Annotated in this window: 12 protein-coding genes and 1 pseudogene; 10 read left to right on the plus strand and 3 right to left on the minus strand. The window is 70.0% G+C overall.

Annotation, left to right across the window (positions count from 1 at the left end; all coding sequences use genetic code 11):
* Positions 1-6: 6 nt before the first annotated feature.
* Both ACZ5CR_RS16860 and ACZ5CR_RS16865 read right to left on the minus strand, forming a co-directional pair.
* Positions 7-1,929: a molybdopterin oxidoreductase family protein gene (locus ACZ5CR_RS16860; protein ID WP_468858009.1), complete on the minus strand. Its 1,923-nt coding sequence runs from the start codon at positions 1,927-1,929 to the stop codon at positions 7-9.
* A gap of 22 nt (positions 1,930-1,951) precedes the next feature.
* The gene (locus tag ACZ5CR_RS16865; protein ID WP_468858011.1) at positions 1,952-2,929 is read right to left on the minus strand and encodes a 2-dehydropantoate 2-reductase; all 978 of its coding nucleotides are present in this window, start codon (positions 2,927-2,929) and stop codon (positions 1,952-1,954) included.
* A gap of 218 nt (positions 2,930-3,147) precedes the next feature.
* Here ACZ5CR_RS16865 and ACZ5CR_RS16870 point away from each other — a divergent pair, with 218 nt between their 5' ends.
* The 4 genes from ACZ5CR_RS16870 (at position 3,148) to ACZ5CR_RS16885 (ending at position 6,457) form a co-directional block, all read left to right on the plus strand.
* Complete coding sequence (locus ACZ5CR_RS16870; RefSeq protein ID WP_468858012.1) at positions 3,148-4,485, plus strand: OFA family MFS transporter; 1,338 nt, start codon at positions 3,148-3,150, stop codon at positions 4,483-4,485.
* Complete coding sequence (locus ACZ5CR_RS16875; RefSeq protein ID WP_468858014.1) at positions 4,454-4,597, plus strand: MFS transporter small subunit; 144 nt, start codon at positions 4,454-4,456, stop codon at positions 4,595-4,597. The genes ACZ5CR_RS16870 and ACZ5CR_RS16875 overlap by 32 nt, the downstream gene beginning before the upstream one ends.
* A gap of 122 nt (positions 4,598-4,719) precedes the next feature.
* On the plus strand, positions 4,720-5,667 hold the full coding sequence (locus tag ACZ5CR_RS16880) for a beta-ketoacyl-ACP synthase III (RefSeq protein WP_468858016.1): 948 nt from the start codon (positions 4,720-4,722) through the stop codon (positions 5,665-5,667).
* Positions 5,668-5,776: 109 nt separating this feature from the next.
* Positions 5,777-6,457, plus strand: a complete 681-nt coding sequence (locus ACZ5CR_RS16885; protein ID WP_468858018.1) for a GntR family transcriptional regulator — start codon at positions 5,777-5,779, stop codon at positions 6,455-6,457.
* A 4-nt stretch (positions 6,458-6,461) separates the two neighbouring features.
* On the opposite strand, the pseudogene ACZ5CR_RS16890 reads toward ACZ5CR_RS16885, so the two are convergent.
* Positions 6,462-6,879 (minus strand): annotated as a pseudogene (locus ACZ5CR_RS16890) (PaaI family thioesterase).
* Positions 6,880-7,146: 267 nt separating this feature from the next.
* On the opposite strand from ACZ5CR_RS16890, the gene ACZ5CR_RS16895 reads away from it, so the two are divergent.
* The 6 genes from ACZ5CR_RS16895 to ACZ5CR_RS16920 all read left to right on the plus strand — a co-directional run bounded on the left by ACZ5CR_RS16895 (position 7,147) and on the right by ACZ5CR_RS16920 (position 14,460).
* A complete protein-coding gene (locus ACZ5CR_RS16895; protein ID WP_389900718.1) occupies positions 7,147-8,328 on the plus strand; it encodes an ROK family transcriptional regulator in 1,182 nt (393 codons plus the stop codon).
* A 218-nt stretch (positions 8,329-8,546) separates the two neighbouring features.
* Positions 8,547-10,064 carry a sugar ABC transporter ATP-binding protein gene (locus ACZ5CR_RS16900; protein WP_468858020.1) on the plus strand — a complete coding sequence of 506 codons (1,518 nt, stop codon included), beginning with the start codon at positions 8,547-8,549 and terminating at the stop codon, positions 10,062-10,064.
* Entirely contained in the window at positions 10,061-11,080 is a 1,020-nt protein-coding gene (locus ACZ5CR_RS16905) for an ABC transporter permease (protein ID WP_468858022.1), read from the plus strand. The genes ACZ5CR_RS16900 and ACZ5CR_RS16905 overlap by 4 nt, the downstream gene beginning before the upstream one ends.
* Positions 11,081-11,130: 50 nt before the next feature.
* Positions 11,131-12,180 (plus strand): substrate-binding domain-containing protein, encoded by a 1,050-nt coding sequence (locus ACZ5CR_RS16910; RefSeq protein WP_468858024.1) that lies wholly within the window; start codon positions 11,131-11,133, stop codon positions 12,178-12,180.
* A gap of 48 nt (positions 12,181-12,228) precedes the next feature.
* Positions 12,229-13,446, plus strand: a complete 1,218-nt coding sequence (locus ACZ5CR_RS16915; RefSeq protein WP_468858026.1) for a Gfo/Idh/MocA family protein — start codon at positions 12,229-12,231, stop codon at positions 13,444-13,446.
* Positions 13,447-13,458: 12 nt separating this feature from the next.
* The gene (locus ACZ5CR_RS16920) at positions 13,459-14,460 is read left to right on the plus strand and encodes a sugar phosphate isomerase/epimerase family protein (protein WP_468858028.1); all 1,002 of its coding nucleotides are present in this window, start codon (positions 13,459-13,461) and stop codon (positions 14,458-14,460) included.
* Positions 14,461-14,705 lie beyond the last annotated feature (245 nt).

A 14,705-nucleotide genomic window follows, 5' to 3' on the forward strand; every position in this document is an offset into this window, starting at 1 on the left:
GTCACCTCACGTCGCGGGCACGGTCAGCTTGTCGATACGTATCGCCGACGCCTTGAACTCCGCCGTGCCCGCGATCGGGCAATTGGCCTCGATCGTGAGCTGGTTGGTGTCGACCTCGTCGGGAAAATGCATGGTCATGAAGGCCAGGCCGGGGCGCAGCCCGGTATCCACCCACACGGGCGCCGTCACCGCACCGCGCCGCGAAGACACCCGGACCTGCTCGCCGACCACGACCCCGTACCGCTCCGCGTCCTCCGGGCACAGCTCGACGAACTCACCGCGCCGCAGCGGCGAGGCGAAACTCCCGCTCTGCACACCGGTGTTGTAGGAGTCGAGCCGCCGCCCCGTCGTCAGGCGGATCGGATACACGTCGTCCGTGAGATCGACCGGCGGGTCGTGCGCGACGAGACCGAAGGGCGCGAGTACGCCCCGCCGCGCCGGGTCCGCGTCCCACAACCGCCCGTGCAGGTAGGTCGGTTCGACCCGGTCCTCCGACGGGCACGGCCACTGGATGCCCTGAAGGGATTCGAGGCGGTCGTACGTCATGCCCCAGTGGTCCGGCGACACCGACCGCAGCTCGTCCCAGACGGCCTGCGCGTCCGCGTACTTCCAGTCGTGGCCGAGCCGCTCGGCGAGATCGCAGAGGATGTCGATGTCCTCACGCGCCTCACCGGGCGGCCGCACGGCCTTGCGCACCCGCTGCACGCGCCGCTCACTGTTGGTCGTCGTGCCGTCGGTCTCCGCCCAGGCGGCGGTCGCCGGGAGGACGACATCGGCCAACTCGGCCGTCTTCGTAAGGAAGATGTCCTGTACGACGAAGAAGTCCAGGGCCCGCATCCGCCGCGTCGCCTGCTCGCTGTCCGCCTCCGACTGCGCGGGGTTCTCGCCGATGCAGTAGACAGCCTTGAGCGCCCCCTCTTCCATCGCCTCGAACATCTCCGTCAGGTTCAGTCCGTGGCGCGGCTCGATGACCGTGTCCCAGGCCGTCTCGAACTTCAGCCGCGATTCCGGGTCGAGGATGTCCTGGAAGCCGGGCAGGCGGTTGGGGATCGCGCCCATGTCGCCGCCGCCCTGCACGTTGTTCTGGCCGCGCAGGGGTTGCAGGCCCGAGCCGTAGCGCCCCACGTGGCCGGTCAGGAGCGAGAGGTTGATCAGGGCGCGGACGTTGTCCGTGCCGTTGTGGTGCTCGGTGATGCCGAGCGTCCAGCACAGCTGCGCCCGCTCGGCACGCGCGTAGGCGTGCGCCAACTCCTTGATGGCGGCGGCGGGTACGCCCGTCACCTTCTCGGCGAGCGAGAGCGTCCACGGCTCGACCAGGGCCGCGTACTCCTCGAAGCCGGACGTCGCCCGCTCGACGAACGCCCGGTTGGCAAGACCCGCGTGGATGATCTCGCGGCCGATCGCGTGCGCCATCGGGATGTCCGTGCCGACGTTCAGGCCGAGCCAGCTCTCCGCCCACTCGGCGGTCTTGGTGCGGCGCGGGTCGACGGCGTACATGCGGGCGCCGTTCCTGATCCCCTTCAGGACGTGCTGGAAGAAGATCGGGTGCGCGAAGCGGGCGTTGGAGCCCCACATCACGATCAGGTCGGTGTGTTCGACCTCTTCATAAGAAGACGTGCCGCCGCCCGACCCGAAGGCGGCGGAGAGGCCCGCGACGCTCGGGGCGTGGCAGGTGCGGTTGCAGGAGTCGACGTTGTTCGTGCCCATCACCACGCGGGCGAACTTCTGCGCCACGTAGTTCATCTCGTTGGTCGCGCGGGCGCAGGAGAACATCCCGAACGCGCCGCGCGCGGCCCGCAGCCCCGCCGCCGTCCTGGTCAGCGCCTCGTCCCAGGTGGCCCGGCGCAGCGGCTCGTCGCGCGCGTCGCGGACGAGGGGGTGGGTGAGCCGGGTGTACGTCTTGGGCACCCGGTCCCGTTTCCTGCTCATGCCGCGCTCCTCATGTTCTCGCTCATGCCGCGCTCCTCATACGGTCGGCCAGCAGGTCCGAGATGGCGTGGACGGTGCGGAGCGTCGGCACCGGGACCCCGGTGATCTCCGCGAGCTCCACGACGGCCGCGAGCAGCACGTCGAGTTCCAGCGGTTTGCCGCGCTCCAGGTCCTGGAGCGTCGAGGTGCGGTGGTCGCCCACGCGCTCGGCGCCCGCGAGGCGCCGCTCGACGGAGATGTCCGGGCGGCAGCCGAGGGCCGCCGCGACGGTGAGCGTCTCGGTCATCATGATCTCGATGACGCGGCGCGTGCCGCCGTGCAGGCACATCTCGCGCATCGTGGCGCGGGCGAGCGCGCTGATCGGGTTGAAGGAGATGTTGCCGAGCAGCTTGATCCAGATGTCGCCGCGCAGTTCGGGTTCGACGGGGCACTTCAGGCCGCCCGCCCGCATGGCGTCGCTGAAGGCGAGACAGCGCGCCGAGCGCGAGCGGTCGGGCTCCCCGATGGAGAACCGGGTTCCTTCCAGGTGCCGGACAACTCCGGGCCCCTCCAGTTCGGTTGCCGCGTACACCACGCATCCGATGGCCCGCTCGGGCGCGATCACCGCACTGACCGCGCCGTCGGGGTCCACGCTCGCGACGCGGTGACCGTCGTGCGGGCCGCCGTGCCGGTGGAAGTACCACCAGGGGATTCCGTTCTGGGCGGCGATCACCGCCGTCCCCTCGTGCAGGAGAGGCTCGATCAGCGGCCCGCACGCCGCGTACGAGTTGGCCTTCAGGCCCAGGAAGACGAAGTCGACGGGGCCGATGTCGGCCGGGTCGTCGGTGGCGTGGGCCCGCGCGGTGAAGTCGCCGCGCGGGCTGTGGACACGTACTCCGTGCTGCCTCATGGCCGCGAGATGCGGTCCACGGGCGACGAGATGGACATCGGCTCCGGCGCGGTGCAGCGCGGCTCCGACGTAGGCGCCGATCGCACCGGCGCCGAGGACTGCGACTTTCACGGTGGCGCGCTCCGTTCGGTTGAGGGATCCGAAGAAGGCTCGAGAGATGCGGAGAGAGAAGGCTCAGAATCGACATCGCACACATGAAGTGTCGACGGAATATTGTCTACAGTATGGAAGTTGAGCCAGCAAGAGGTCGCGCGGCACATTGCATACCGTCGACGGAATCGGCTCGACCCCCTTCACAACCGCTCACATGATTCCTACTGTTCGGGATCATGAAGCCTCCCGTCGCACCTCCGGGATGGAGTCGCTGGCTCGTACCGCCCGCCGCCCTGTCCGTGCACCTCTCCATCGGCCAGGCCTACGCCTGGAGCGTCTTCAAACCCCCGCTGGAATCAGCCCTCCACCTCAGCGGCACGCAGAGCGCGCTCCCCTTCCAGCTCGGCATCGTGATGCTCGGCCTCTCGGCGGCCTTCGGCGGCACGCTCGTCGAGCGCAACGGGCCGCGCTGGGCCATGACGGTCGCCCTCGTCTGCTTCTCGTCCGGCTTCCTGATCGCGGCACTCGGCGCGGCGACCAGTCAGTTCTGGCTGATCGTCTTCGGCTACGGCTTCGTCGGCGGCATCGGCCTCGGCATCGGCTACATCTCGCCCGTGTCGACACTGATCAAGTGGTTCCCCGACCGCCCAGGCATGGCGACGGGCATCGCGATCATGGGCTTCGGCGGCGGCGCGCTCATCGCGTCGCCGTGGTCGGCGCAGATGCTGGACTCCTTCGGCAGCGACAACGACGGCATCGCGCTCGCCTTCCTCGTGCACGGCCTCACGTACGCCGTCTTCATGGCGCTCGGCGTGTTCCTGGTGCGGGTCCCGCGTACGGAGGGGGCGCGGGCGCCCGGTGCTCCCGGTGTGCTCGACGGGCCGCAGGTGTCCGCGCGGGCCGCCGTGCGGACACCCCAGTTCTGGTGCCTGTGGATCGTGCTCTGCATGAACGTGACCGCGGGCATCGGCATCCTGGAGAAGGCGGCGCCGATGATCACCGACTTCTTCTCCGACACCTCGACGCCGGTCTCGGCCGCTGCGGCGGCGGGCTTCGTCGCTCTGCTCTCCGCCGCCAACATGGCCGGACGCATCGGCTGGTCGTCGGCGTCCGACCTGATCGGCCGCAAGAACGTCTACCGCGTCTACCTGGGCGTCGGCGCGCTGATGTACCTGCTGATCGCCCTCTTCGGTGACGCGTCGAAACCGCTCTTCGTCGTCTGCGCGCTGGTGATCCTCTCCTTCTACGGAGGCGGCTTCGCGACGATCCCGGCATACCTGAAGGACCTCTTCGGGACGTACCAGGTCGGCGCGATCCACGGGCGTCTCCTCACCGCCTGGTCCACGGCGGGCGTCCTCGGACCGCTGATCGTCAACTGGGTCGCCGACCGCCAGGAAGAGGCGGGCAAGCACGGGGCGGGGCTCTACGGACTCTCGCTGACGATCATGATCGGGCTGCTGATCGTCGGCTTCGTCGCGAACGAGTTCGTCCGTCCCGTCCACGTCCGCCATCACATCGCCGCCCCGAAGGAGGCCGCCACCCATGACGACACCGACGAGCACGCCGCAAAGTAGTCCGCCTCGCCGCCGTGCGCTGATCGTCGGCGCCTGGCTCTGGGTGGGGCTTCCGCTCGCATATGGGGTGTATGAGCTCGTACACAAGGCCACTCAGCTCTTCACCGGGTGACGCGATGATGAGAAGTGTCCAAACCCCGCGCCCGTTTCCTGTTGCTTTACCTGTCTCGTTACTGGTGAGTCGCTGACCAGACTGGACCGTCCCGCATCTCCGGCACCAAGGGGGACCCGTTCATGCACGGCTCACGCATCGCCGCCGTCGGCCACTACCAGCCCGCCAAGATCCTCACCAACGAGGACCTGGCGGGCATGGTCGACACCAGCGACGAGTGGATCCGCTCCCGCGTGGGCATCCTCACCCGTCACATCGCGGGACCCGAGGAGCCGGTCGACGAGCTCGCCGCGCACGCGGGGGCCAAGGCCGTCGCCGCCGCGGGCCTCGCGCCCGACGACATCGACCTCGTCCTCGTCGCCACCTCCACCGCCATCGACCGCTCGCCGAACATGGCGGCGCGGGTGGCGGCCCGCCTCGGCATCCCGTCACCGGCCGCCATGGACATCAACGTCGTGTGCGCGGGCTTCACGCACGCGCTCGCCACGGCCGACCACGCCGTGCGGGCCGGGGGTGCCACCCGTGCCCTGGTGGTCGGCGCGGACAAGATGTCCGAGGTGGCCGACTGGACGGACCGCACCACGTGCGTCCTGGTCGGGGACGGTGCCGGTGCGGCCGTCGTCGAGGCGTGCGAACCGAGCGAGGTCCCCGCCATCGGCCCCGTGCTCTGGGGCTCGGTGCCCGAGATGGGCAACGCCGTCCGTATCGAGGGCACGCCCCCGCGGTTCGCGCAGGAGGGGCAGAGCGTCTACCGCTGGGCGACGACGCAGCTGCCGCCGCTCGCCCGCAAGGCCTGCGAGCGGGCCGGTCTCACACCGGCGGACCTGGCGGCTGTCGTGCTGCACCAGGCCAACCTGCGCATCATCGAGCCGCTCGCCGAGCGGATCGGCGCGGTCAACGCGGTCGTCGCGCGCGATGTCGTGAACTCGGGCAACACCTCGGCGGGCAGCATCCCGCTCGCCCTGTCCAAACTGGTCGAGCGCGGCGAGATCGTCCACGGGGATCCGGTGCTGCTCTTCGGCTTCGGCGGGAACCTGTCCTACGCGGGCCAGGTCATCCGCTGCCCGTAGCGGGCGGATCACCGCTGTTGGGCTGTGTGACGGGCCCAACTCCCCCTGGTGCTGGCCATTGTGCTCGGTAGACTGTAGACAAAAGGCAATCGTCGACGAGGGGACCGCGATGTTGTCCACAGGACTGCCGCAGGGGGCGGTGCCCAAGCTCGAACGGCCAGGTCCGCTCCGTGAGCGGGTCTACGAGGCGCTGCTCGAGCTCATCACGACCCGCGCGCTGCAGCCGGGCCAGCACCTCGTGGAGAGCGAACTGGCCGGGCACCTGGGGGTGTCACGGCAGCCGGTGCGCGAGGCGCTGCAGCGGCTCAACACCGAGGGCTGGGTCGATCTGCGCCCCGCGCAGGGCGCGTTCGTGCACGAGCCCACCGAGGAGGAGGCGGACCAGCTGCTCACGGTCCGTACGCTCCTGGAGGCGGAGGCCGCCCGGCTCGCCGCGGCGAACGCGGGGACCGCCGGGATCACCGCCCTGGAAGTGCTGTGCGCCAAGGGTGAACAGGCCGTCGCGGACGGCGAGGTGGACCTGGTGGTGACCACCAACGCGGCCTTCCACGCCAAGGTGATGGAGCTCGCGGGCAATGTCGTCCTCGCCGAACTCGCCGGGCAGGTGGACCGCCGGGTGCGCTGGTACTACACACCGGTGGCCCGTCGGCGCGGCAAGCAGTCCTGGATCGAGCACCGCGCGCTGATCGCGGCGATCGCCGAGCGCGACGAGCGCCGGGCCACGGAGATCATGCGCGCGCACACGGAGCACACGCGGGAGACGTACCACCGGCGCGAACGCGAAGCCTGACGCGTCAGCCCGTCCGGGCCGCGAGGACGGCCTGGGTCTGCGTCGTCTGCCCGGCCGGGCGCCCCTTGTCGTCATGGACGTCGGTCTGTACGACGACGAAGGAGCGGCCCACGTGCAGCGGGCGGGCCACGGCGCGGGCGCCGCCCGCGCGCACGGCGCGGAAGAAGTTCGTCCTGGACTCCACCGTGGACGTGGCCGCCCCCCGCCGGCAGATGGAGAAAGGCGCAGACCGCGCCCATGGTGTCGGCGAGCGTCATGAGCGCCCCACCGTGCAGAACACCGTCCACCGTGCACAGCTCCGCCGACCAGGCCAGGGCGCCGGTGGCACGGTCGGCCGTGGCTTCGTCGAGGGTGATGCCCAGGCGCCCGGCGAAGGGCAGGGCGGCCAGGAGAGCGGCTGTACTCACGGTGCCGGAAGGCATGCGGTCGCTGTGCCCGCGATGCCGCGGGGCGGCCATGACCTCGGAGGTAATGGGGCGCGCGCGTGCCCCTCGCGGCGGAGCCTTGCCCGCCTCTTTGTCCTGTGACTGGAGAAAGTCATGGGTAATTCCTGCGCAACTTCTTCCCACTCCCGGCAGGCGCTGCTACGTTCCCCTCGAAAGCCCGACGCGACGGCGAGAATCCGCCGCTGCGGGACGAGTGGGACGACATGAGTTGCCCAAAGAGGCGGGGAGGGGCGCGTGAGACGTATGACGGCTCGACCCGCCAATGCGCACCAGGCGCGACTGCTGCGGCTGCTGCGTGACGGAGGGCCCAACTCCCGTGCCCAGCTGGGCGATCAGGTCGACCTCTCCCGGTCGAAACTGGCCGTCGAGGTGGACCGGCTTCTGGAGACCGGACTCGTGGTCGCCGACGGACTCGCCGCCTCGCGCGGCGGCCGCCGCTCCCACAACATCCGCCTGGCCCCCGGCCTCCGCTTCCTCGGCGTGGACATCGGCGCGACCTCGGTCGACGTAGCGGTGACCAATGCCGAGCTGGAGGTGCTCGGCCACATCAACCAACCCATGGACGTGCGCGAAGGCCCCGTTGCCGTCTTCGAGCAAGTCCTCGCCATGGCGGCCAAGTTGAAGGCCTCCGGGCTCGCGGAAGGGTTCGACGGCGCCGGAATCGGCGTCCCGGGCCCCGTCCGCTTCCCCGAGGGCGTCCCGGTCGCCCCGCCCATCATGCCGGGGTGGGACGGCTTTCCCGTACGGGAGGCCATCAGTCAGGATCTGGGCTGTCCCGTCATGGTCGACAACGACGTGAACCTGATGGCGATGGGGGAACAGCACGCGGGCGTCGCACGCTCCGTGGGCGACTTCCTCTGCGTCAAGATCGGTACGGGCATAGGCTGCGGAATCGTCGTCGGCGGTGAGGTCTACCGAGGGGTGACCGGCAGCGCGGGCGACATCGGCCACATCCAGGTCGAACCGGACGGGCGGCCCTGCGCCTGCGGCAACAAGGGCTGCCTAGAGGCGTACTTCAGCGGCGCGGCACTCGCCCGCGACGCGGAGGACGCCGTCGGCCAAGGGCTTCTCCAGGAGCTCGCGACCCGGCTTGAAACCGCGGGCAGGCTCAGCGCGGTCGACGTCGCCGCGGCCGCCGCCGCCGGGGACGCCACCGCACTCGACCTCATCCGCGCGGGCGGCAACCGCACCGGCCAGGTCATCGCGGGCCTCGTCAGCTTCTTCAACCCGGGCCTCGTGGTGATCGGCGGCGGTGTGACCGGCCTCGGCCACACGCTGCTCGCCGCGATCCGTACGCAGGTCTACCGCCAGTCGCTGCCTCTGGCGACCGGCAACCTCCCCATCGTCCTTGGCGAGTTGGGGCCCACCGCCGGTGTCATCGGCGGTGCCCGGCTCATCAGCGACCACCTGTTCTCACCGGCCTGACCGGTACGTTCTCGCCCGGCCGACCGGCACGCACGACCCGTAGCACTGTCCGTGCATACGTACGACCCGTAGCACTGCCCGTACGACGCCACGCACCACACCCCACCCAGTACAGCGCGCTGCCTCGCCCTGCTCCGAAACAGGCTCTGCCCCCCATGGGCCGTCGCCCTACCCCGCCCTGCCCTGTAACCGGCCGCACCCGCCTTAGGGAACCTGTCATGGCACCAGAACCACCGCTGCTCACCATGTCCGGCATCACCAAGTCGTTCCCCGGTGTCCGCGCCCTCGACGGCGTCGACCTCCAGGTCCAGGCCGGTGAAGTGCACTGCCTCCTCGGTCAGAACGGCGCCGGGAAGTCCACGCTCATCAAGGTCCTCGCGGGGGCCCACCAGCCCGACGACGGCGAGATCACCTGGCGCGGCGAGCCCACCACGCTCAAGTCGCCCATCGCCGCCATGCGCCTGGGCATCGCCACCATCTACCAGGAGCTCGACCTGGTGGAGGGCCTGTCCGTCGCCGAGAACGTCCACCTCGGACATGAGCCGACCGCGGCCGGTTTCGTCGTCAAGGGACGCGAGGCGAAGGCCTCGACCGCCGCTCTGCTCAAGCGACTCGGGCACGCCGAGATCGACCCGGCAACGCTCGTCGGCGACCTCTCCGCCGCCCATCAGCAGATCGTGTCCATGGCCCGTGCGCTCTCCCACGAAGTACGTCTCATCGTCATGGACGAGCCGTCGGCCGCCCTCGACCCGGACGAGGTCGACAACCTCTTCCGTATCGTCGCCGCTCTCACGGCGGACGGCGTCGCCGTCGTCTACATCTCCCACCGCCTCGAAGAGATCCGCCGCATCGGCGACCGCGTCACCGTCCTGAAGGACGGCCGGGCGGTCGCGGGCGGACTCCCCGCGAAGGAGACCCCGACCAGCGAGGTCGTCGCCCTGATGACGGGCCGCAACGTCGAGTACGTCTTCCCGGACCGCCCCGCAGGACCACCCACGACCGAGCCGGTGCTGAAGGCTTCAGGGCTCGCCCGCGAGGGCGAGTTCGAACCCATCGACCTCGAACTGCGCCCCGGCGAGATCGTCGGCCTTGCCGGACTCGTCGGCTCCGGGCGCTCCGAGATCCTGGAGACGATCTACGGGGCTCGCAAGCCCTCCGCCGGTCAAGTGACGGTGGACGGGCAGGTGTTGCGGCCCGGCAGCGTACGCGCCGCCGTGCGCGCGGGGCTCGGCCTCGCCCCCGAGGAGCGCAAGGCGCAGGCCCTGCTGATGCTGGAGTCCGTCACCAACAATGTGTCGGTCTCCACCATGTCCCGCTTCTCGCGCGGAGGCTGGCTCGACCGGGGCGCCGAGAAGAAGGCCGCACAGGCCGCGACCCGCGAGCTCTCCCTGCGCCCCGACAACCCCTCCGCCCCGGTCCGCACGCTCTCCGGCGGCAACCAGCAGAAAGCCGTCCTGGCCCGCTGGCTGCTCCGCGGCTGCCGCGTCCTGCTGCTCGACGAGCCGACCCGCGGCGTGGACGTCGGCGCCCGCGCCGAGCTGTACGCCGTGATCCGCCGCCTCGCCGACGACGGCCTCGCCGTCCTGCTCGTCTCCAGTGAAGTGCCCGAAGTCCTGGGCCTCGCCGACCGTGTCCTGGTCCTCCGCGAGGGCCGCGTCGTCCATACGGCGCCCGCCCGTGACCTCGACGAACACCGCGTACTCGACCTCGTACTCGAAGGGAGCCCGGCGTCATGACGCAGCCCGCATCGCCGCCACGGCCCGCCGCATCGAAGGCTCAACCGGCGGACGGAGCAAGCCCGTTGCGGTCGCTCGTCGCACGTGCCGACGTGCGGACGCTGTCCCTGCTCGGTGTGCTCGCCGTCCTCGTCGTGATCGGCGGCATCACCCAGCCCGACTCGTTCCTCGACACCGACAACGTCCAGCTGATCCTCACTCAGTCCTCTGTCATCGGCGTCGTGACGGTCGGCATGACCTTCGTGATCATCTCCGGCGGCATCGACCTGTCGGTCGGCGCGATCGTCGCGCTCGCCTCTGTGTGGGCGACGACGGTGGCGACCCAGGAGTACGGCTTCGCGGGCATCCTCTTCACCGCGGTGATCGTCGGCATGGCCTGCGGCCTGGTCAACGGAGTGCTCATCGCGTACGGCAGGATGGTGCCCTTCATCGCGACGCTCGCGATGCTGGCCGCGGGCCGGGGTCTCGCCCTGCAGATCACCGACGGCAAGACCCAAATGGTCACCGTCGACGGGGTGTTGAAGCTCGGCGAGCGTGACTCGTACATCCTCGGCATCCCGCCGCTCGTGCTCGTCTTCGCGGCCGTCACCGTCGTCGGCTGGCTGCTCCTGAACCGCACCACCTTCGGGCGCCGCTCGGTCGCGGTCGGCGGCAACGCGGAAGCGGCGCGGCTCGCAGGCATCGACGTACGAAGGCAGCGGCTCTATCTCTACCTGCTCTCCGGCCTCTGCTGCGGGATCGCGGCCTTCTTGCTGATCATCCTTTCCGGGTCGGGCCAGAACACCAACGGCAACCTCTACGAGCTCGACGCCATCGCTGCCGCGATCATCGGCGGAACCCTGCTCAGCGGCGGCCGCGGCACCATCACCGGCTCCGTGCTCGGCGTGCTGATCTTCATGACGATCCAGAACATCTTCGCGCTGAACAATCTGGAGACCGCGACCCAGCAGATTGCCAAGGGGGCGATCATCGTCGCCGCGGTGCTCGTGCAGCGACGTACGGCCTCAACTCCCTGACCCGCAGACCCGCAGACCCGCAGCCCCGCAGACCCGAAGGGTTCACCGCCATGCCAGAGACATCACCATTCGCGAGCCGCAGAGGACTGCTCTTCGGAGCCGCCGCTCTGTCCACCGGCGCCCTCATCACGGGGTGCACCAGCAATGACCCCAAGGACGAGGGCTCGGACGACAAGTCCCAGCAGGTCGCCGACGACAAGCCCGGCAAGAAGGTCACCATCGGCTTCGCGGGACCGCAGGCCGACCACGGCTGGCTGAACGCGATCAACGAGAACGCCCAGGAGCGGGCGAAGAAGTACGCGGACGTCACGCTGGAGGCCACCGAGGGCTCGAACGACACCGCCGCCCAGATCGGCCAGGTCGAGACGCTGATCAACAAGAAGGTCGACGTCCTGGTGATCCTGCCGGCCGACGGCAAGGCGCTCACCCAGGTCGGCCTGAAGGCCATGAAGGCGGGCATCCCCGTCGTCAACCTCGACCGGGTCTTCGCATCGCCGCAGGCCTACCGCTGCTGGGTCGGCGGCGACAACTACGGCATGGGCCTCAGTGCGGGGCACTACATCGGCGAGAAGCTCAAGGACAAGAAGAGCGCCAAGGTCGTCGAACTCGCGGGCCTCGACAACCTCGAACTCACCAAGCAGCGCTCGAAGGGCTTCGACGACGCCCTGAAGAACTACTCGAACATCGAGAAGGTCGCCCGGCAGGCCGCCGACTTCACCGTCGAGTCGGGGCAGTCGAAGATGTCTCAACTCCTGCAGGCCCAGAAGAACTTCGACGCCCTGTGGAACCACGACGACGACCAGGGCGTGGGCGCCCTGCGCGCCATCAAGCAGGCAGGACGCGACGACTTCCTGATGGTCGGCGGCGCGGGCGCGCTCTCCGCGATGCAGGCCATCGAGTCCGACGACAGCGTGCTCAAGGCCACCGTTCTCTACCCGCCGACGATGGCCGCCTCCGCGATCGACCTGGCGCGCGCCCTCGGGCAGGGCAAGGGCGTCAGCGGCATGGCCGAGTTCGAGATCCCGGCCTTCATCACGCTCTACTCGGCCGTGGTCGACAAGGAGAACGTCGGCAAGTACATGTCCACCGGCTTCAAGTGATGCGCGCGTCCGCACCCCCCACCGAGCATTTACGAGGAGGAGTACCGCATGCCTGAGACGGAACACGAGGCTGAGACCGGTAAGCGGCCATTGGGGGTGGGCATGGTCGGATACGCCTTCATGGGCGCCGCCCACTCCCAGGGCTGGCGCACCGTCGGACGCGTCTTCGATCTGCCCCTGCGGCCGGTCCTCTCGGCGGTCTGCGGACGCGACGGCTCCGCCGTGCGCGCCGCTGCGGACCGCCTTGGATGGGCGGCCGCGGAGACCGACTGGCGCGCACTCGTGGCCCGTGACGACGTCGACATCATCGACATCTGCACCCCGGGCGACAGCCATGCGGAGATCGCGATCGCCGCCCTTGAGGCCGGTAAGCACGTGCTGTGCGAGAAGCCGCTCGCCAACACCGTCGAGGAGGCCGAGGCGATGGTCGAGGCCGCGGAACGGGCCCGCGCGCGGGGGCAGGTGGCCATGGTCGGCTTCAACTACCGGCGCGTTCCCGCTCTCGCGCTCGCCCGGCAGATGGTCGCCGACGGGCGGCTCGGCACGCTGCGGCACGTGCGGCTCACCTACCTCCAGGACTGGCTGGTCGACCCCGGCTTCCCGCTGACGTGGCGGCTGCGCAAGGACCGCGCGGGTTCGGGTGCGCTCGGTGATCTGGGCGCGCACATCGTGGACCTCGCGCAGTTCCTGGTGGGGGAGCCGGTGGCGGGGGTCTCGGCGCTGACCGAGACGTTCGTACGGGAGCGGCCGCTGCTCGAAGGGGCGTCGAGCGGTCTCACGGCGGAGGGGGGCGCCGCGGTCGGCCAGGTCACGGTGGACGACGCGGCGGTCTTCACGGGGCGCTTCCCGTCGGGCGCCCTCGCGTCCTTCGAGGCGACCCGGTTCGCCGCGGGCCGCAAGAACGCGCTGAAGCTCGAACTCAACGGCTCCGAGGGCTCGTTGGCCTTCGACCTGGAGCGCCTGAACGAGCTCTCCTTCCACGATCACACGGAACCCGCCACATCATCCGGCTTCCGCCGCATCCTGGTCACCGAGCCGGGCCACCCGTACCTGGAGGCCTGGTGGCCGCCGGGTCACGGACTCGGCTACGAGCACACGTTCGTGCACCAGGCCCGCGACCTGCTGCACGCCATCGCCACGGGCGAGCAGCCCGAACCGTCCTTCGCCGCGGGCCTCTCGGTGCAGCGGGTGCTCGCCGCCGTGGAGGAGAGCGCGGCGAAGAACTCGGTCTACACCTCCATAGCTGCCACCCCCGTCACGGTCTGAGGAGGCCTGTTCATGCCCCGCGACTTCACGCTCTTCACCGGCCAGTGGGCCGACCTGCCCCTCGAGGAGGTCTGCCGCCTCGCCCGCGACTTCGGCTACGACGGTCTCGAACTCGCCTGCTGGGGCGATCATTTCGAGGTCGACAAGGCGCTGAGTGACCGTTCCTATCTGGACTCTCGCCGCCAGCTGCTCGACAAGTACGGCCTCAAGTGCTGGGCCATCTCCAACCACCTGGTCGGGCAGGCCGTCTGTGACGCGATCATCGACGAGCGGCATCAGGCGATCCTGCCCGCCCGCATCTGGGGCGACGGCGAGGCGGAGGGGGTCCGGCAGCGCGCCGCCCGCGAGATCGAGGACACGGCACGCGCGGCGGCCGCCTTCGGCGTCGACACGGTCGTTGGATTCACCGGCTCGGCGATCTGGCATCTGGTGGCGATGTTCCCGCCGGTGCCGGAGACGATGATCGAGCGCGGCTACGACGACTTCGCCGAGCGCTGGAACCCGATCCTCGACGTCTTCGACGTACAGGGCGTGCGCTTCGCCCATGAGGTGCATCCCTCGGAGATCGCGTACGACTACTGGACGACGCGGCGCGCTCTGGAGGCGGTCGACCACCGCACGGCCTTCGGCCTGAACTTCGACCCCTCGCACTTCGTCTGGCAGGACCTGGACCCGGTCGGTTTCCTCTACGACTTCAGGGACCGGATCTACCACGTCGACTGCAAGGAGGCCAGGCGCCGCCTGGACGGCCGCAACGGCCGCCTGGGCTCGCACCTCCCGTGGGGCGACCCGCGCCGCGGCTGGGACTTCGTGTCGGCGGGTCACGGGGACGTCCCCTGGGAGGACGTGTTCCGGATGCTGCGCTCGATCGCGTACGAGGGTCCGGTCTCTGTGGAGTGGGAGGACGCGGGGATGGACCGCCTTCAGGGGGCGCCGGAGGCGCTGAAGCGTCTGAAGGCCTTTGACTTCGAGCCGCCGACGGCGTCGTTCGACGCGGCGTTCGGAGGCAATTAGCCCGCCCGGCGATCGACGACGAGCTCGGCGAAGCCGGTGATCGGGCGACACCCTGGGCCTTCGCGGTCCAGGGTGCGGCCCCCGGCTACGGCAGGGGGGGTGGGGCGGGGCGGTTCGCCCTGCCCGCACGCACCCACCCGCTCACCCACCAATCATCCACTTTGTCCCGCGCAAGGCAAAAGCCGAACTCTGATGCAGTGCAAGGGCTTTCCGCCACGGACAAACGTGGCTACCGTCCCTGATGT

It is taken from the genome of Streptomyces sp. NPDC031274, assembly GCF_055570235.1.

Coding starts and splice junctions, on each gene's coding strand:
- ACZ5CR_RS16860 (WP_468858009.1), bottom strand. CDS start 1,929: ATGAGCAGGAAACGGGACCGGGTGCCCAAGACGTACACCCGGCTCACC.
- ACZ5CR_RS16870 (WP_468858012.1), top strand. CDS start 3,148: ATGAAGCCTCCCGTCGCACCTCCGGGATGGAGTCGCTGGCTCGTACCG.
- ACZ5CR_RS16875 (WP_468858014.1), top strand. CDS start 4,454: ATGACGACACCGACGAGCACGCCGCAAAGTAGTCCGCCTCGCCGCCGT.
- ACZ5CR_RS16880 (WP_468858016.1), top strand. CDS start 4,720: ATGCACGGCTCACGCATCGCCGCCGTCGGCCACTACCAGCCCGCCAAG.
- ACZ5CR_RS16885 (WP_468858018.1), top strand. CDS start 5,777: ATGTTGTCCACAGGACTGCCGCAGGGGGCGGTGCCCAAGCTCGAACGG.
- ACZ5CR_RS16895 (WP_389900718.1), top strand. CDS start 7,147: ATGACGGCTCGACCCGCCAATGCGCACCAGGCGCGACTGCTGCGGCTG.
- ACZ5CR_RS16900 (WP_468858020.1), top strand. CDS start 8,547: ATGGCACCAGAACCACCGCTGCTCACCATGTCCGGCATCACCAAGTCG.
- ACZ5CR_RS16905 (WP_468858022.1), top strand. CDS start 10,061: ATGACGCAGCCCGCATCGCCGCCACGGCCCGCCGCATCGAAGGCTCAA.
- ACZ5CR_RS16910 (WP_468858024.1), top strand. CDS start 11,131: ATGCCAGAGACATCACCATTCGCGAGCCGCAGAGGACTGCTCTTCGGA.
- ACZ5CR_RS16915 (WP_468858026.1), top strand. CDS start 12,229: ATGCCTGAGACGGAACACGAGGCTGAGACCGGTAAGCGGCCATTGGGG.
- ACZ5CR_RS16920 (WP_468858028.1), top strand. CDS start 13,459: ATGCCCCGCGACTTCACGCTCTTCACCGGCCAGTGGGCCGACCTGCCC.